This is a genomic window from Bradyrhizobium sp. WSM1417 (genome assembly GCF_000515415.1).
In the GTDB taxonomy this organism is placed as follows: domain Bacteria; phylum Pseudomonadota; class Alphaproteobacteria; order Rhizobiales; family Xanthobacteraceae; genus Bradyrhizobium.
Window position 1 is genome coordinate 2127536 of sequence record NZ_KI911783.1, and the last position, 18445, is coordinate 2145980.

The 18445-nt window shown below is 56.9% G+C and carries 12 protein-coding genes and 1 pseudogene; 10 read left to right on the forward strand and 3 right to left on the reverse strand.

The window, feature by feature from the left end; translation table 11 throughout:
• Positions 1-60: 60 nt before the first annotated feature.
• Both BRA1417_RS0110205 and BRA1417_RS0110210 read right to left on the reverse strand, forming a co-directional pair.
• Positions 61-1746 carry an MFS transporter gene (locus tag BRA1417_RS0110205; protein WP_051448301.1) on the reverse strand — a complete coding sequence of 562 codons (1686 nt, stop codon included), beginning with the start codon at positions 1744-1746 and terminating at the stop codon, positions 61-63.
• 426 nt (positions 1747-2172) lie between these two features.
• The gene (locus BRA1417_RS0110210; RefSeq protein WP_027515741.1) at positions 2173-2649 is read right to left on the reverse strand and encodes an Lrp/AsnC family transcriptional regulator; all 477 of its coding nucleotides are present in this window, start codon (positions 2647-2649) and stop codon (positions 2173-2175) included.
• Between the two features lie 185 nt (positions 2650-2834).
• Between BRA1417_RS0110210 and BRA1417_RS0110215 the strand changes: the two genes are divergently transcribed.
• From BRA1417_RS0110215 to purU, 9 genes are all read left to right on the forward strand, one after another.
• Positions 2835-4313: an NAD-dependent succinate-semialdehyde dehydrogenase gene (locus tag BRA1417_RS0110215; protein WP_007606005.1), complete on the forward strand. Its 1479-nt coding sequence runs from the start codon at positions 2835-2837 to the stop codon at positions 4311-4313.
• Between the two features lie 11 nt (positions 4314-4324).
• The gene (locus BRA1417_RS0110220) at positions 4325-5722 is read left to right on the forward strand and encodes an aminotransferase (protein ID WP_007606008.1); all 1398 of its coding nucleotides are present in this window, start codon (positions 4325-4327) and stop codon (positions 5720-5722) included.
• 249 nt (positions 5723-5971) lie between these two features.
• Positions 5972-6955, forward strand: coding sequence for a bifunctional methylenetetrahydrofolate dehydrogenase/methenyltetrahydrofolate cyclohydrolase FolD (gene folD / locus BRA1417_RS39860; protein WP_035969217.1), 984 nt, complete (start codon positions 5972-5974; stop codon positions 6953-6955).
• Positions 6956-7480: 525 nt separating this feature from the next.
• The gene (locus BRA1417_RS0110230) at positions 7481-8533 is read left to right on the forward strand and encodes a PotD/PotF family extracellular solute-binding protein (protein WP_007606012.1); all 1053 of its coding nucleotides are present in this window, start codon (positions 7481-7483) and stop codon (positions 8531-8533) included.
• A gap of 91 nt (positions 8534-8624) precedes the next feature.
• Positions 8625-9491, forward strand: coding sequence for an ABC transporter permease (locus tag BRA1417_RS39865; protein ID WP_051448302.1), 867 nt, complete (start codon positions 8625-8627; stop codon positions 9489-9491).
• A 4-nt stretch (positions 9492-9495) separates the two neighbouring features.
• On the forward strand, positions 9496-10296 hold the full coding sequence (locus tag BRA1417_RS0110240; RefSeq protein ID WP_007606015.1) for an ABC transporter permease: 801 nt from the start codon (positions 9496-9498) through the stop codon (positions 10294-10296).
• A 12-nt stretch (positions 10297-10308) separates the two neighbouring features.
• On the forward strand, positions 10309-11409 hold the full coding sequence (locus tag BRA1417_RS0110245; protein WP_051448303.1) for an ABC transporter ATP-binding protein: 1101 nt from the start codon (positions 10309-10311) through the stop codon (positions 11407-11409).
• A 692-nt stretch (positions 11410-12101) separates the two neighbouring features.
• Positions 12102-14609 (forward strand): FAD-dependent oxidoreductase, encoded by a 2508-nt coding sequence (locus tag BRA1417_RS0110250; protein WP_007606017.1) that lies wholly within the window; start codon positions 12102-12104, stop codon positions 14607-14609.
• Positions 14610-14655: 46 nt separating this feature from the next.
• Complete coding sequence (gene purU / locus BRA1417_RS0110255) at positions 14656-15519, forward strand: formyltetrahydrofolate deformylase (protein ID WP_007606018.1); 864 nt, start codon at positions 14656-14658, stop codon at positions 15517-15519.
• A gap of 511 nt (positions 15520-16030) precedes the next feature.
• Here the strand turns inward: purU and BRA1417_RS0110260 are convergent.
• Positions 16031-17062: an IS110 family transposase gene (locus BRA1417_RS0110260; RefSeq protein ID WP_027515744.1), complete on the reverse strand. Its 1032-nt coding sequence runs from the start codon at positions 17060-17062 to the stop codon at positions 16031-16033.
• A gap of 141 nt (positions 17063-17203) precedes the next feature.
• Between BRA1417_RS0110260 and BRA1417_RS39870 the strand changes: the two are divergent.
• Positions 17204-18441, forward strand: a pseudogene (locus BRA1417_RS39870) (ISL3 family transposase); the annotation flags it as partial.
• Positions 18442-18445 lie beyond the last annotated feature (4 nt).

Genomic DNA, 18445 nt, shown 5'->3' on the forward strand with positions numbered 1-18445 from the left:
GCATGGAGCGAGGCGCTTTGCTGCAAGCGCAATTATTCCCTCTGTGGCTCTAAACGCCCGCTACCTCGACAGCCTCCCGGGGAGGACATGGTTTACATCTCTGTCCGGAGTGTCTTCCTTCCAGCGAACAGATCCGAATGGGCGATCCAGCATGCGTCGGACGCGCACCGGTTCGGGACCCATGTGGAAAGCCAAAGCTTTCTCGTCCAGCGCGCGTTCCGACTGAGTCGCGCGGTTACGCTGGCGCAAATAGTCAAACCAGGTTGGGCACTGATAGCGCTCAGTCCACGATTCGGGATCAGCGATGTCGCGAGCAATCGACCAGCCGTACGCACCGTTCCGCTTGCGAAACAGCTGAATGTCCTGCATCAGGATGTGGAATGCGCGCGCATTCTCCTGCGCGATCCGATACTCGATCTCCACAACAAGCGGGCCACTGCGGCCAGTCAGCGCCAGCCGCACCTGAGGATCGTCAAGCATCTCGGCCTCTTCGCTCCGAGCGCTGATACGCGGCATAGGTAGCCAAAGCCCCAAGAGCGGAGAAGCGAACATCAGGCCAGCCGAGATCAAAAGCGTAGTATCAACTCCGACGACATCCGTCAGATGGCCCCAGCCCCAGCTACCGAGGGCAACCCCGCCCGAACTCGCTGCCTGGTACGCCGCGAGCGACCGCCCTGCGACCCATCGTGGGGCCGACAGTTGCACGCCTATGCTAAAAAGAACCCAGGCCATCATCCACACCGCTCCCGCCAAGACCAGTGCGACCGCGGTCATAGCGGAGTCGCGACTAAGAGCGACTGCGGCAACCGCTCCGCCCATAGACAGTGAACAGGCGCGGATCGCTGCCTCTCCACTCATGCGCTTACGTACCTCAGTGATGTTGAGCGCACTTACCACCGCGCCCAAACCAAAGGCGCTGAGCATAAGGCCATAAGTCTCGGCGCCACCGCCCAGGAGATCGCGCGTGACTAGCGGCATCAGTGCAAAAATCGCGCCGCCAAACACGCCCATGACCATGGATCGGGTGAGCACGATCCTTATCGCGGGCGAATTGACGATATAGCGCACGCCTGAAACGATGGCGCGGCTGAGCTTCTCAGGAGGCAAACGAGAGGGTTCGGAGATGCGCTTCCACATGAAGAGTGCGAACATCAGCGGCAGATAGAGCAGTGCATTGAGCGCGAAGGCAGCTACCGCGCCGGCCGCCGCAACGACAATGCCGCCGACGGCCGGCCCTATACTGCGCGCTATATTGTAGCTAATGCCATTCAGCGCCACGGCGGCAGGAAGTGCTTCGGAGGGCACCTGCTCGCTCACGGAGGATTGCCAAGCGGGCCCCATCAGCGCCATGCCGCTGCCGACCGCAAAGCAAAGCACCAGCAAGAGATTTGGAGTGGTGAGATCGAACCAGTCGAGCACGCTCAGCGCGGTTGCGCCGCAAAGCTCAATCGAGAGTGCAACGAGCCCCACGATCCGACGGTCATACATGTCAGCGACCGCTCCAGCCGGCATCGAAATCAGCATCACGGGCAGCAAGAGCGCGGTCTGCACCAGCGCGACTTGATCCGCGGAAGATGTCATCTGTGTCATCGCCCAGGCTGCGGCTACGCCTTGGATCAGGATCCCGAGATTGGTGAGCAAGCTCGCAAGCCAAATTCGACGAAAGGCAGGATAGCGCAACGGCGCGGTGATGCCGTCGCTACTGGCCGGCACGGACTTGGACGAATGCGTCACTTCTGCTCCCATGGCGAGACCACATCAGCCATGCCCAGGCAGAGTTGGATTCTCATACCGGCCAACGTTTCTTGTCAGATTTCGTTTTTGCGCACCACGTTTCCGGGCGCTTATTGATTCCGCCAAGCTCCCGAGGACCAGATCGAGGTTCGGAATTAGGGCCCGGCGCGATGGAATTTGACTCTCGGCCTGTGGCCGGACATTCCACGCGCTCCCCGGACTGTGTCGGCATGGCAACTCCGTTCCCGCGGGCGAGGATGCGGCGACGTCCACTAATTCCCTTTTGGAAGTTGCTGCGTCGCGCTTCGGTGCGCAAGCCCCGCCTCGATTCTCTGATCGAGAACAGTGTAAAGGAGGAACCTTGCCTGTTTTCTGCATTTCGCGCGGGCGAGCGAGGAAAAACACACATGTGCCCGCTTTGTGAACCGTGCACTCGTATCAAGCTTCAGGCGGAATCTCTATGGGGACGGCAAAACCTGCCTTTGCTCGATCCATTATGACTATGGTCTTAAATCCCTTGATGTCCGGTTTGTCATAGAAGAAGCGTCGGGTAAACTGCTCATATTCTTCCATGCTGCGCGTAGTGATGTAGAGAACAAAGTCAGCGTCCCCTGTAACGTAGAATCCGCTGACCACTTCGGCTGACGATTTGATTGCCTTCTTGAAGTTATCGATGATTTCTAAGCGTTCCCGCTCGAGACTCACGAGAACGAGCATTTGAACAGGACGTCCTATCGCTTTCGTCGACACGACGGATACATCCGCCTCGATGATGCCCTCCGAACGGAGCCTCTTTAGCCGTCGCTGACACGCGGTAGCAGAAAGCCCCGCCAATTCGCCAATCATCCCAGAAGTCAGCCTATTATTTTTTTGCACGATTTTCAGGATCTGGGCATCTATTCGATCGTACGGCATAATTGGCTCCCAGCTTTCAGCTGCATTCCATCACAAACGCCTGCGTCTTGCAGAAAATCCTCGAAATGGCCGGAAAATGCGACGCAAATATCTCTGCGACAACAGTATTCTGCACCGGAGATTTCACCACGCGACCGCATGGAGTTCAAATGGACTTTCAAGCTGCTCGTCACAAGGGTCCGGATTTGATCGGCATTGCTGCTAGGCACCTGCAAAATCTCCGTCGTCGCGATTTTCTGGCGGGGAACGCGCTCATCGACGGCCGCTGGATTGCGAGCGATGAGAGGGATTCTGTGGTGGATCCCGCTACTGGCGAAGGGATCGCGGAGGTTGTTCGTTGCAACCCTACGCACATGGATCTGGCCATCGCTGCCGCCGAACGATCTTTCCAGACGTGGCGAGGACTATTGCCGACCCAGCGCGGAGCGTTTCTTCGGTCTTGGGCGTCATTGATGAACGAGCACTCAGAAGAGCTTGCTATCCTGATTACGAGCGAGCAGGGAAAGCCACTCGATGAGGCGCGCTACGAGATTAAGTACAGTGCTGGCTTTCTTGAGTGGTTTGCGGCCGAGGGCGAGCGTGCATATGGCGAGACGATTCCCAGTCATAAAGATGGAAGTCTGCTTCAAGTCAGAATGCAGCCCATCGGTGCCGCTGCGGCGATCACGCCATGGAATTTTCCGGTCGCTATGATCACCCGAAAGGCGGGTGCGGCTCTTGCGGCCGGTTGTCCGATAATTGTAAAGCCTGCTCCGGAGACGCCGCTTTCTGCTCTCGCCTTGGCTCGGTTGGCCGAAGAGGCTGGCGTGCCGCGCGGCGTACTCCAGGTGCTCGTTGGCGATCCAGTCGATCTCTCGACTCCGCTTTTGCGTGATCCAAGAATACGCGCTCTCTCGTTTACAGGGTCGACCGAAGTTGGACGTCTGCTTCTTGGGGGCAGCGCGCAGACGGTGAAAAAGGTCTCGCTCGAGCTCGGAGGGCATGCCCCGTTCCTCATCTTTGATGACGTTGATCTTGACAAGGCCGTCAAAGGCGTGATGGCCGCAAAATTTGCGACTTCCGGTCAGGACTGCCTAGCGGCTAACCGCATCTATGTGCAAAGGGGTCTCTACGCTGCTTTTGTCGAGGCGCTTGGTAGGACGGTGGCGCAACTCAGGGTCGGCCATGGTCTGGAACCGGCCACTGAAATTGGTCCGATGACTAAGTTGTCGGTCGCCAACAAGTGTAGGGCACAAATCGACGATGCAGTGAAGAGGGGCGCGCGAGCTATTTCCGCAACCCGCGGAGTTGCTATGGGACCGAATTTCGTTCCGCCGACGTTGCTAAGTGATGTCACCGAAGACATGCTGATTGCACGTGAGGAAACATTTGGGCCTGTAGCTGCTGTGCTTCCGTTCGACTCTGAAGAAGAGGTCATCGCCCGAGCCAATGCCAGCGAAATGGGTTTGGCGGCGTACATTTACACCGATAGCTTGCGTCGCGCGCTCCGGCTTTCAGAGCAGATCGAGTACGGCATGGTCGGCGTCAATACGGCTTCATTCACAGGGCCTCCTATTCCGTTCGGAGGTTGGAAACAGTCTGGGCTCGGTCGCGAAGGGTCGCGGCACGGATTGGCGGAGTATATGGAGCTGAAATATGTCTGCTTTGGCGATTTGGCGGCTTAGGGAGAAGCGATATGGTAGACATTAAGACCATCTCCGAACGAGACCGGGCGAGTGTTTTGCATCCTTTCACGCAGCTGAAGGATTTCGCTAGCGGCAAAAGTGGCGATCCCACGATCGTTACAGGAGGGAAAGGTATTCGAATCGAAGACGCCCAGGGGCGCACCTACATAGACGGCTTTGCCGGCCTCTACTGTGTAAATATCGGCTACGGTCGCACCGAGGTGGCCGAGGCAATTGCGCGACAGGCCTACAAGCTGGCATACTATCACACGTACGCGGCCCACACGACCGAAGAGCTCGCCATTTTGTCGGATCGTCTCGTGCGCATGGCACCTGGCAAGCCCAGCAAAGTGTTCTTCGGGTTATCCGGCTCGGATGCTAATGAAACCCAAGCCAAGCTCGTCTGGTACTACAACAATCTACGTGGTCAGCCCAAGAAGAAGAAGATCATCTCGCGCGAACGAGGCTATCATGGCTGTTCGGTAGTCTCCGGCTCGATGACCGGCATGTCGTTCTACCATGATCACATGGATCTCCCCTTTGCCGGGATTCTGCATACGGGCGCCCCGCACCATTATTGGGGCGCAGAGCCAGGTGAGACAGAGGACTCCTTTTCTCGGCGCCGTGCAGCGGAGCTTGAAGCACTGATCCTGCGAGAGGGGCCGGAAACGATCGGCGCGTTCATTGCCGAGCCGGTGCTGGGTACGGGGGGCATCACACCGCCCCCGACCGGTTATTGGCGTGAAATTCAGGCCGTGCTCAGGCGCTACGACATTCTTCTCATCGCCGACGAGGTAATTTGTGGATTTGGCCGAACCGGCGCCGATTTCGGGAGCACGCTGTACGAGATCGAGCCAGACTTGGTTACGGTCGCCAAAGGCCTGACTTCCGGCTATGTGCCGCTCTCGGGAGCCATCGTTGGCGAGAGAGTTTACGCTGTCATGGAGGAAGCTGCGGAACGAGTAGGGGCATTCTCGCATGGGTACACCTATTCGGGCCATCCGATTGCGGCAGCAGCTGCCAATGCAGTGCTTGATATCGTCCAGAAGGAACAACTAAGCGAGCGCGCCAGGATCGTCGGCTCGCATTTCCAGAAGCGACTCAAGGAACGATTCGCTCAGCTCGAGATCGTCGGGGAAGTTCGTGGGGTGGGCTTACTTGGCGCCGTTGAGTTCGTTGCAGATCGCCAGACGAAAAGACGATTTGACCCGCACCACAAAGTAGGGGCACGCATTTCGAAAGCTGCCCGTGATCGGGGGCTAATTGCACGAGCGATGCCACACGGAGACATTCTTGGTTTTGCACCACCTCTAGTCGTATCCGAAGCTGAGATAGACGAGATTGTTGATCTAGCGTATCGAGCGACCAAGCAGGTTATGGACGAACTCGCCAAGGAATCTGCTGCTTGAAAGACTCTCGTTACGTCGCGCCCGAGACGGCTAACTCGTAAGCCATGTTCGACGGCCCCGCGACGCCCCAACTGACAGACTTTCGTTCAGGCCGATACTGCTCTCGAGGCCGGGATCTGTACGGCGCACAAAAGTGGGCCTAATGGCGTGCATTAGCTCCAGCGGGCCTGAAGTTGCATTGAATGTCGCTTGGAGAGACAAATCAGGCGCGTCCACAAGCTGCCCAATTTCCTCTCTCAGGAACTAACCATGGATGCCATCAAGATCGATGGAAAAGCTATTGCTGAGGCTATTCGGGCTCGTGTCACGCAGAATGTGGCATTGCTGCAATCCAGGTGTGATGTCACCCCTGGTTTGGCTGTGGTGCTAGTCGGTACAGATCCGGCGAGTTCGATTTATGTAAAGACCAAGGCAAGACAGGCGCAGGCGGTAGGCTTCAACTCGCAACAACTGGTGCTGCCGAGTCATATTGGTGAAGACGAGCTGTTGAAATTAATCCAGGAGCTTAACGCCAACGATTCCATCGATGGCATACTCGTTCAGCTTCCGCTCCCCGGCCATATCGACCACTGGCGCGTCCTAGAAACCATTGATCCGGCCAAGGATGTCGATGGCTTTCATCCGTATAACATTGGAAGACTATCAGCGGGTCGGCCCGCTCTCGCCCCTTGCACTCCGCTCGGTGTTGTTCATCTTATTAAGACCGTTGTCAGCGATTTAAATGGAATGGACGTTGTTGTCATCGGTCGCTCGAATGTCGTTGGAAAGCCCCTGGCGCTTTTGCTTGGCGATGCTGGATGCACAGTTACAGGTGCACAACTCCAGACGCGAAACCTACCCGATCTCTGTCGAAGGGCCGACATTGTCGTCGCCGCCGCCGGGTGCGCGGGACTGGTTCGGGGCGATTGGCTTAAACCAGGCGCAATCGTCATTGATGTAGGTATCAACCGTACAATCGATTCGAACGGCACTGCCAGACTTATTGGAGATGTCGCTTTCGTCGAAGCGAGTAAGCGCGCAAGCTACATAACCCCAGTGCCCGGGGGCGTTGGGCCTATGACTGTCGCCTACTTGCTCGCGAACACCATCACTGCGGCAGTTTCGCGCAGAGGACTGTCCCTGCTGACGAATGCTGGGGTTTTTACATTCGACCAGCCCGAGCTGGAGAATCGGCCGGCGACAATCAACCCGCACCGGGAATCACGTAGGGTGCTGGACATCACCGCCGGTTGACGGCGCTTTAGGCAATCGCTTCTGAATGCGAAGGTTCATGAAGCGAAACCCCTTGTCACTGGCGCGGCACAGATGCTCTCGGTCGGCGATAAGGGCTAATGCCCAATCCGCGTTCCAATACGTTCGCCCTCAACTTCGCAGGAAAGCTTCATCTTTACGAGACGGAGCGCGCAATTTATGCGCAAAAGGCGCAATTTTGGTTATATTCGAGCGGATCGCCCGATACTATTTCCACGAAATAGATCAAAGCGGCGGAGTCGCGCGGATCTCGTTAGCGAAGCCGGGGGCGTTCGCCGCATGCTGCGGCGGCGAACTTCGCTCGAAATTGCTCCGGACTGAGGCGCAAGGAAATGAGCAAAGAGGCTTGGAGCGAGTTGCGTACAAACCGACCAGTGATCTTCTGCTCGAGAACGGCTCAATACTTAAATTGGAGGCCCATTCTCCACGGTATTGAAGGCCAACGTAAAGACTGAGGGACAACCACTCATCATCTGTTGAGGGGAACAAAGGAGAGGAGATCCGGCAATGAAAAGACGAGCTTTTTTGAGATTTGCTACTACGGCTGCCGCTGGCGTGCTGGCCGCTCCCTACGTCCAGGCTCAGACGAAAAAATTCGCCAATGTTACGTTGCGCGTGAACGGGTTCGGCGGCGCGTTCGACGAAGCTCTTAGAAAAGGCGTGGCCGGGCCGCTAGAAGAAAAGTACGGGCTAAAAGTCCAATTTACCGCTGGCGCGACGCAAGCAGACCTCGTCAAACTGATCGCGAATAAGAGCAGCCCGCCGTACGACTTGTTTATGTGCGACAGCTCTTACGTCGTCGAGCTTCTTAAGGCCGACATCGTCGAAGAAATCAAGGTGTCAGACGTTCCCAACATCAAACGTGTTCTTCCGGGGTTTCGCGAATTCGGTGACTATGGTGTTCCGTTTAACGTTTCGTCCGTCGTACCGGTTTTCAATTCCAAATATATCAAGCGGCCTCTTACGTCATACTCAGATATCGCCCGGTCCGACCTGACCGGACGCGTGATCCTACCTGCCCCGGACCAAATCGCCAGCAGCTTATATCTTCTGGGCATGGCTGAGGAGAATGGAGGTTCGATTTCGGAAATGGAGCCTGCGATGAAGATACTAAGTGCCGCGAAGCCCAACATTGTTGCGCTAGCACAAACGAACGTCGCCGAACTGCAGATGTTTCAAAGCGAAGAGGGCTACGCCGGTATTTTTTGGGACGGCCGCGCTCACGAATTGCGCACCAAGGGCATTCCTATCGTCACGGTTTTTCCCTCCCAAGGCGTTTACTCCACAATCAGTTATATCAACGTCGTCAAGGGCATGAAGTATCCGGAAGCCGCGTACGCCTTTGCTGACCAGCTGCTCTCGGATCAAGGCATGCTCGCGATACCTGAGGCGCTCCGGTATGGAGTAACGACGGATGTCAAACTGCCCGAAGATCTTCGCAGAGATCTCCTGTTCAATTCTCCTGAGCGCAATGCCCTGAGAAAGCAGATCGATTGGCAACAGCTCTGGGCAAACCGCAGCGGTTGGATCGAACGGGTCAATAAAACGATCCGGAACTAGGAGTGTTTCATCTCGGTGTGGCGCGGATTCTCGGGAGTACGCAAACGCCGGGCCAACCTAGAACGCTCGATCGAAGTACGAAGGGTACGCCGTGAAGCAGTCATTGCTCAAGCGCCGAAGCCTAACTCTGGTGATCTTGCTGACCCCAATGGTCTTGCTTCTTGCAGGCTTTTTGGTGCTTCCAGTCCTAGGATTGCTGCGATCGAGCTTCTTGCCAAGTACCCATCTCCTAGATGGTACGGGTTTCAGCCTTAAGCACTACGTGCATTTCTTCTCAGATACTTACTACTCGTCTGTTCTGGTGGAGACGTTCGTCGACGGACTTATCGTCAGTCTGGTCTGCTTGTTGATCGGCTTTCCCACCGGATATTCGCTCGCCCGTCTAACGTCTGCGGCGCGGAGGTGGCGGATGATTGTTGTGATCCTCCCGTTGACGCTCAGTCTCGTCGTCGTTGTATTTGGCTGGCTGATCATTCTTGGTCGTAATGGTCTCCTCAATTCGCTATTCGTTTACCTTGGCATTTTCTCCTCGCCAAAAACGCTCCTCTTTAGTCGACCTGCGGTGCTGATCGTTTTGGTACAGCAGTTCCTCCCATTCATGATCTTGTCGGTCATGAGCGTAGTCACCCAAATACATCCAGTATTGGAGCAGGCAGCTTCGAATCTGCGTGCCAACCGCTTCGTGACTTTTCGAAAGGTCATTCTTCCACTTGCCGTGCCTGGAATTCTCATTGGCTTTAACATTGTATTCGTTCTCTCGATTTCGGCGTTCATAACGCCTCGTCTAATCGGCGGAGCACGCGTCGCGATGCTCGGAAGCCTGATCTATGAGACCATTATGGCGCAACTGAATTGGCCGTTTGGTGCGGCAATGGCTTTCGTACTTTTCGTGAGCGGACTTGCCTTCACAGTGGCGCTCAATGCGTTGGTTGCTTCGCGTTTCACCGTCAGGGGATGAATCTATGCGCGCTGATCTAATTGATCGTCTGATGGCCGTGTCCGGCACGCTTATTCGTGCGCTCGTTTACTTGATGCTTGCCTCGCCCGCGATCCTGGTGGTTCTATCATCGTTCACCAGCAGCGACACCATGAACTTCCCTCCCATGGGGTTTTCTCTACGATGGTATAAAGTCGCATTTGCAAACGAATTATTTATGGCCGCGCTCTGGACGAGTACCTACGTGGCTGTGCTAGTTGCCATCGTCGCGCTGTTGGTCGGCTTTGCCGGCGCATTCGCCATGAACCGGTTTTCTTTTCGAGGAAAGGCATTCTTGCAAGGCCTGGCGTTCTCGCCGCTGGTGGTCCCGGCTGTCGTGCTCGGAATCGGATTGTTGCAGCTGTTCGCGTGGCTCGATCTTACACAGACAATGTATCCGTTACTTCTGGGACACCTAGTTCTTACGATACCATACGTCGTACGTACGATCCTCGCGAGCCTTACTTTGCACGACCAGCAACTCGAACAGGCCGCAATGAACCTCCGAGCTACACCATTCCGAGTCATTCGACGCATTACGCTGCCGCTGATCATGCCCGGCTTACTCTCTGCTTCGATCTTTGCTTTCGTGACATCGTTTGGAAACGTGACCGTTTCCTCATTTCTCACCTACGGCGGCCACGTTACTCTGCCGGTACAAATCTTTGCGTACGTCGATACCAGCTATGACCCACTAGTGGCGGCCGTCTCTAGCCTCATGATCGTCGTAACATTGGTCGTTATCCTAACAATTGAACGTCTGATTGGCGCGGAAAGACTTGCGTAGATAGGAGTGAATATGCTGGCTTTATCGAAAGAGCGTGACAACTTCGTGCCTGAAGCAGATGATCTTGTCGTCGAATTGCGCTCTGTTTCCAAATACTACGGTGAAGTTGCTGCAGTTTCGAACACTTCGATTGGGGTCCGTCGTGGCGAACTACTTTGCCTGCTTGGACCGTCAGGCTGCGGCAAGACAACAACGCTGCGCATGGTGGCGGGATTTGTAGAACCGACGTCAGGTAGCATTACGATAAATGGCGTCGACATGACGCGCCAGCCACCCTATCGGCGAGATACCGGAATGGTATTTCAGAGCTACGCCTTATTCCCGCATATGACGGTCGCGCAAAATATTGAATTTGGCCTCGAAAATCTCAAATGGCCGCGTGACAAGCGCAAAGCGCGGGTTGAGGAAATGCTCAGGCTGGTGGAGCTGCCTCATTTAGCTGACCGTCTTCCGGCGCAACTTTCGGGCGGGCAGCAGCAACGGATCGCGCTTGCGCGTGCTCTTGCGATGCGACCAGCAGTACTGCTTCTTGATGAACCGTTCTCAAATCTCGATGCGCAGCTGCGCCTACGCATGCGAGAAGAGTTGCGGGAAGTAGTGCGGAGCGTCAACGTCACGACCCTGTTTGTGACGCATGATCAGGAAGAAGCACTGGCTATGTCGGACCGCATCGTCGTCATGAATGCCGGTCAGGTTGAGCAGATAGGCACGCCTGGCGAGATTTACGAGTCGCCGGAAACGCCTTTCGTTGCCAAATTTATTGGCTGGTGCTCTCTTTTGAAGGGAGCCGTAGGGGCTGATGGCAGTTTCACGTCGACGGCTGGATTGCGCCTCGGTGGAAATTGGAGTGCTGGTTCTGCTACAGCGGTGATCCGGCCGGAGCACGTCCGGCTATCGACCGATGGCGGTAGCGGACCATCCTATCAAGGGCGCGTCTTGCAGGCGCACTACTACGGTGGGGCGACGCGAATCGTGCTTGACCTTAATGGAGAGCAGCTGACGATGCAGGAGCGCTTTCCGTTTGGGCAACATCCGAAAACCGGCGATCGTCTCAACGTCGCAATAAGCACGGACGACATTCGCGTTATTCCCGCGGGAGAAGATCGTCGATAGGCAATCATCGCACGAGGTATACCGTGGTCTTTGTTGCTGCGTGCAAGCAAGGGCCCTGTTGTGCCATTCAGAGGGACAGATATGCGGTGGGGGACGGGTAGTCTGAACAACTCGCCTCCGGTTCATCGGCGGCACGGCCCCATGTTCGCCTAGACGCCCGTAAACTCGTGCGTGAAGCGAACGCCGCGCTGCACAATCTCATCGCCGTTTTGCACTGGCCGGCCAGGTTCCGTTCTCATCAGGATGATCTCTCACAGCGAAACTGTGGCAGCCAACATGGCATGCTACACGCGCCGGATCTGATGTGCTCAGGTAAGGTCAGGTCGACAGAATAAAATCGCCGGACCTTGCGGAGAGTGTGCAGTATTTCTGCTTTGAGAACGTCATTTCAGTTTAATTCAACTCCATCAGCCCGATACTATTTGCGTGAGAAATAGAACGCTCCGGCTGACCAAGTCCGAATTACAACGCGCGGGAGGGGGACCGAATTTGCAAAGCTCAAGATAGCCGACCGTTATCGCGCATAGCTGCACGCTCGGCATCAGCCATCAGACACAAGATACAGCGACGTTTGATTTCGCGCATGTGCAGATCGGCTCCCACAGCCCAAGCCTCCAAACATCCCGCGCTATTCACCTGCTGATCCCGCGCAAGGCGCGGGCAGCCAGCGGTCATTTCTCTGAGTCGTTCAAATGCAAAGCAAACTGCCTTCCCAAGCTGAATACGTCATCGTCGGTGGTGGCATCATTGGCCTATCCATCGCCTATCATCTCACCCGACTTGGACATCGCGACGTTTTGCTGCTCGAACGAGACCAGCTCACCTGCGGTACTACGTGGCACGCGGCGGGGCTCGTTACCCAGCTGCGCGCCAGCGAAAACATGGCGAAGCTGGCGCAGTATACCGCAGGCCTATTCCGAGAGCTTGAGCAGGTGACTGGTCAGCACACCGGGTTTCGGCAATGTGGGTCGATTACTGTCGCCGCGACGCCTGCGCGTTTCGAGGAGCTGAGGCGAGGCGCGTCGATGGGGCGCTCCTTTGGTCTCGATGTTGAGATCATCGACGCTGCGGAGGCTAGGCGACGGGTACCCTTGCTCGACGTAACCGACGTGCTTGGCGCGGCATGGATTGCCTCCGATGGAAAGACGAATCCGGTGGACACGGCGCGCGCGTTCGCCACTGGCGCGCGGCAGGGAGGAGCAAAAGTCCTGGAACGCACGCCGGTGACCCGTATCCTGGTCGAGAAGGGGCGAATCGCCGGCGTCGAAACTGCCGAGGGCGTCGTGCGTACCGAAAAGGTGGTTATCTGCGCAGGGATGTGGACCCGGACGCTGGCTGCTGACCTTAATTGGACCGTGCCGCTTCATGCGGCAGAACATTTCTACGTGGTGACCGAGGCCATTTCAGGCTTGCTGCCTGATACTCCCACAGTGCGCGATCTTGATGCGTGCTTCTATGCCAAGGAGGATGCAGGAAAATTGCTGGTGGGCTTCTTCGAACCGAAGGGCAAGCCGTGGGGCATGGAAGGCATTCCCTCAAAGTTCAGTTTTGAGTCTCTGCCTGACGATCTCGATCACATGGAGCCTCACCTCATCAATGCAATGCGGCGTATGCCGGCGCTTGCGGATGTGGGACTGCAACTGAACTTCAACGGACCGGAGAGTTTCACGCCCGACAATCGATTTTTGCTAGGGCCTGCGCCCGATATCGCCGGCCTCTATGTTGCTTCGGGCTTCAACTCGTGTGGCATCGAATCCTCCGGCGGGGCGGGCAAAGTGATGGCCGACTGGATGTCGACCGGTATGCCGGCGGCTGACTATTGGGAAATGGACGTCCGACGCGCCATGCCCTTCCAGCGCAACCGTCGATATTTGCGCGACCGAACAGGCGAAGCTGTTGGACTCCTTTACGCCCTTCACTGGCCTCACAAATCCCCCATGACAGCTCGCAACGTGCGAGTGTCGCCGCTGCATGATCGACTAGCTGCCGCAGGTGCGATCTTCGGCGAGGCCGCGGGGTGGGAGCGAGCGCAGTGGTTTGGTACTCCCGGGATGGAGGCGAGCGGCCACGGCACATTTGCTCGCGATGATTGGTTCAAGGCAAGCGGGGCGGAACATGAGGCGGCTCGTTCCGGAGTTGCACTCTTCGATCAGACGTCATTCGCACATCTCCTTGTGCAGGGCCGCGATGCACCTACGTTTCTTCAACGCCTTTCGACTAACAACATTGATGCTCCGGTGGGGCGTGTCGTCTATACGCCGTGGCTCAATGACCGCGGCGGCATGGAGTCAGACGTCACGATCGCACGAACCGGCGAGAACGAATTCCTCATCGTAACTGCAGCCGTTCAGCGCATTCGAGATCTTGCGTGGTTGCGGACCCATGCCAAAGATGCAGGCCACGTGTTCGTCACCGACGTGTCATCGGGCTACACATGTCTGTCGGTCATGGGGCCGCGTTCACGAGATCTGCTCATGCGCGTCAGCCCAGCTGATTTTTCAGACGCTGCGTTTCCGTTCGCCACGGCCCGAGAAATCGAAATTGGTTATGGCATGGCGCTCGCGTTCCGCATGACCTTCGTGGGCGAACTCGGGTGGGAGCTCCATATTCCTGCCGAGCAGGCGTTGGGTGTCTACGATGCACTTATCGTTGCTGGGCGCGATCTCAATCTGCAACACGCGGGCTACGTGGCACTAAATACGCTGCGCCTCGAGGCGGGTTACCGCGACTGGGGGGCAGACGTAAGTGATGAAGACACACCGATCGAAGCAGGACTGGGCTTCACCATCGCTTGGGACAAGGGGGAGGATTTCATCGGCCGCGCGGCTCTCGAGTCTCAGCGCGGCCAAATCCCGCACCGACGCCTTGTCCAGCTAGCTGCGCCCCGCGCGGTGCCGCTCATGTTTGGAACAGAGCCCGTTTGGCGCAATGGTTCTCTCGTTGGTTACCTGCGGTCAGCGGGATTCGGCCATACTCTTGGCTGCGGTATCGGCATGGGATATTTGCATTGCGCGAGTGGGGTAAGTGCCAAATGGCTGTCTGACGGAGACTTCGAAATAGAGATCGCCGGCCAAAGGCACGCTGCCATCGCATCGCTTCGTCCTTTCTACGATTCGAATCGCACTCGAGTGAAAGGCGAATTGCGAAAGGCCGAAGATTTAATCGCCCCGGAGCTGCTCATGGCACGCTCTAAAAAATGACTTTCAGCTCTGTGTTTTACGAGGGCCGCCGCTGGCGGCGACTGCCATGTCCGACCGTTCCATGATTCTTACCTTGTCTTGCCCTGATCGCCCGGGAATCGTTTCGGCAGTCTCGCGGATCCTATTCGAAGCTGGTTGCAACATCATCGATGCTCAGCAATTTGATGATAACGAGACCGGTCGATTCTTCATGCGCGTTGTCTTCAATCGCCTCGAGCATGCGAACTCGGAAGCCGACATCGCTGCCTCAATCGACGAACTCGCTGGGCGTCTTTCCATGACATTTAATCTGCGGCAGAGCTCCGTAAAGAAACGTGTGATGCTGCTCGTCTCTAAAGTCGACCATTGTCTGGCCGATTTACTTTACCGTTGGCGAATCGGTGAACTGCCGATGGAACTAACCGCGATCGTTTCCAATCATGACCGCGAGCACTTAGCTTCCACAGATCTAGGCCAGCTGCCCTTCTATCATTTCCCGGTTAGCAAGCAGACCAAAATGGAGCAGGAGGCGCGGATTTGGGGACTCGTGCAGGAGACCAACACAGAGCTTGTTGTCCTCGCCCGTTACATGCAGATTCTGTCAGACGGCTTTTCGGCCAAGCTGTCGGGTCGCTGCATAAACATCCACCACTCCTTTTTGCCAGGCTTCAAAGGCGCCAAGCCGTATCACCAAGCCTACGAACGAGGAGTCAAATTGATCGGAGCGACAGCGCACTATGTGACTTCTGATCTCGACGAGGGACCGATCATCGAGCAGGATGTCGAACGGATTTCGCATCGCGATACGCCAGAAGATCTCGTCCGGAAGGGCCGTGATATTGAACGGCGCGTTCTCGCCCGCGCGGTGAGGCATCACCTCGAGGATCGCGTGTTGATGAACGGAAAGAAAACTGTCGTATTCACCGGCTGACCGGGACGTCTGATGGTCTGATGCAACGCACACTGGCGTCTACTCAGCTGTCACCGACTGAAAATCCTTTGGAGCTGCCGCAGACCCTCGCTCCAGTACTTTTGTCATTCCTGCAGACTGAATGAGTGACGAAGCGCCATATCCCTTGCGAGCACCAAAGGAAAAGTTCCTGATCCTCGTTGCAAGCGGCACGGCAAGCGAAAGTGACAACTTTTGTGTTTCGGCATGGAATAAGGGCTCTGACTCATATGTGGAACGGCCCGGGCTGCAAGATCTTTTTCTGGTAGAACAAGGGATGACGGTGCGGTCATATGTTCGGCCTGTGAGTGCGGCGCCTGGCCGCTGGCCACGATGATATCCGCGGAAGCAATCGCCCAATCAATTTCTCGCGCGCGAAGCGCAGTGAGTCAGGCGGTCTGATTGCTACCGGGCATGACGTCATTCGAGGTTCATCCAGATTTGCACCTTGCCTCCTCGGCGGATTTCTTCTTCCGCCGGAGAGCTCTTGAGATTAGGATTTCAGCATTGCGGCCGGCGCCTGATAGATGCCTCCTCTGACCAGCAAGGCCCAGATCGTGCGCGCAATCTTATTAGCGAGCGCGACAGATACGACCTTGACCGGCCGTCTTTGCAGCATGGTCCGAATCCAGAGCGGGACTTTCAAGCCTCGTTTAGCAAGCTTGATGATAGAGGTCGCACCAACGATCAAGAGCGTCCGTAGTTGCCGATTTTCACGCTTTGATATCGCGCCGAGCCTTTCTTTCCCGCCGCTCGATTGTGCCCTCGGTGTTAGCCCCGTCCAAGCGGCAAAATCTCGTGCAGTCGCAAAATCGCGAGCATCCAAGACCGATGTTCGAACGGTAGCGGCGATGAGAGGACCGACACCCGGAATGCTCATCAGACGCCTTGCATCGGGGTCCTGTCTGACGGCAACCAAAATCTCTCTGTCGAGCTTCTCTATGCGGGTTGTAAGCAGCTCAATCTGTTCGGCAAATAGGATCAGGGCAATGCGGGCGGCGCCGGGGATCCTGTTGTCTTTTTCGTCCCGGAGAAGCACCAGGAGTTTTGCGATGCTTGCCATGCCCGTGCCAGCGATAATGCCCAATTCGGCCACATGAGCCCGCAGAGCATTTGCAGTCTGGCTGCGCTGCCTCATCAGCATCTCTCGCGTTCGCAAAATCATGCTGGCTGCTTGTTGTTCGGCAGTCTTCACCGGTACGAACCGCATTGTCGGGCGGGTGACCGCCTCACAAATGGCTTCAGCATCCGCCACGTCGGTCTTGTTACGTTTGACGTAAGGCTTCACGTAGGCTGGCGGCATCATGCGGACAGAGTGGCCCAGCGCCGCTATCTCGCGCGCCCAGTGATGGGCACTCGCGCAGGCCTCCATACCTACGAAGCAAGCTGGAAGGCTCCGAAAGAAGGGCAGAACCTGCGATCGCCGCAATGTGCGACGAACCAAGACTTTCCCGTCTTCGGCGGTGCCGTGAACTCGAAAGATCGACTTGGCCAAATCCAAACCCACTGTGATAATTTTCTCCATGGAACGGTCCTTCCTTTGTGGCGCCTCTCTACGCGACCACGTTAGGCACTTTTGATGCCGGTTCGAAGGGCCGGTCCACACCATCACTTTTAATGAAGTTCAAGCGCCAGCTCGCGTTGGTTTCACAAAGGAATCAATATGATGCAGCGAGCCCTACGTCCGTCGGTCTTGGTCCCTCGCGGATTTGACGTGGAAAGCGCCTTTTGTAGTGGCGCTACAACCGTGATCACCGTACATCCCACGAGCAGGACGAGTCTCTGTCCCGGTTGCGGGACCAGTTCAGAGAGGATTCATAGCCGATATCAGCGGCGCCTCACCGATCTGCCGCTGGCGGGGCGGCAGGTTCGCCTGGTGGTCGTGGCGCGCTGCTTCCGCTGCGTTACTGTTTTGTGCGATCGGCGCATTTTCACCGAGCGCTTCGATGACGGAGCTCTGGCACCGTGGGCGCGGCGAACGACCCGGCTCGATCTAATCGTCCATCACCTTGGCCTTGCTTTGGGGGGCCGCCCGGCGGCGAGTTTTGCCCGTCGACTTATGCTGCCCGTAAGCAACGACACATTGCTTCGGGTGGTTAGAAGGCGCGGGTGTCCGCCCTTTGCTCCGCCGAGCGTGATCGGAATCGACGATTGGGCCTGGCGGCGCAATCAGAGGTACGGAACGATCATCTGCGACCTCGAGCGGCGACGACCAATCACTCTCTTACCCGACAGAGAGCCAGCCACTGCGCAGGTTTGGCTCGCGGGCCAGCCACAGATCGCTGTGGTCTCGCGCGACCGCGGCTGTGGTTACGCCCTTGCTGCGGCCAAGGCACTCCCGCACGCCACCCAGGTCGCCGACCGTTGGCACCTCATGGAGAACGCCAGCCACGACTTCCTGGATGCGGTTCGCAAATCCATGCGCCAGGTCTGCATCGCGGTCGGCTCCGCCACTATAATCCCAGCTTGTTGACCGCCGCCGAGCGCATTCAATATGAGGGCTATCTTCGGCGAGAAGACACCAACGCGGCAATCCTCAAACAGGCTGAGACGGGCATCTCCATAAAGGAGATCGTACGGCTCACCGGCCATAGCCGGGGCCTCATCCGCAGGGTATTGCGAGGTCAGCGATCCGACGTGTTCAGGGTCCGCGAGAGCTCGCTCGAGCACTACCTGCCGTGGCTCGACGCTCAGTGGGCTGCTGGCCATTGAAATGGCGCCGACCTTTGGCGTTGCCTCAAGGCGCAGGGATTTAGAGGCTCGCTGCGGGTCGTTACCGAATGGACGACACGCCGTCGACGTGCCGAAATGCCCGATGCTGAGAGCCTGCAGCGCATACCGTCCGCGAGAACGATCGCCCGCCTGATGACCAATGGCCGCGATACGCTATCAAATGCGGATTCCGGGG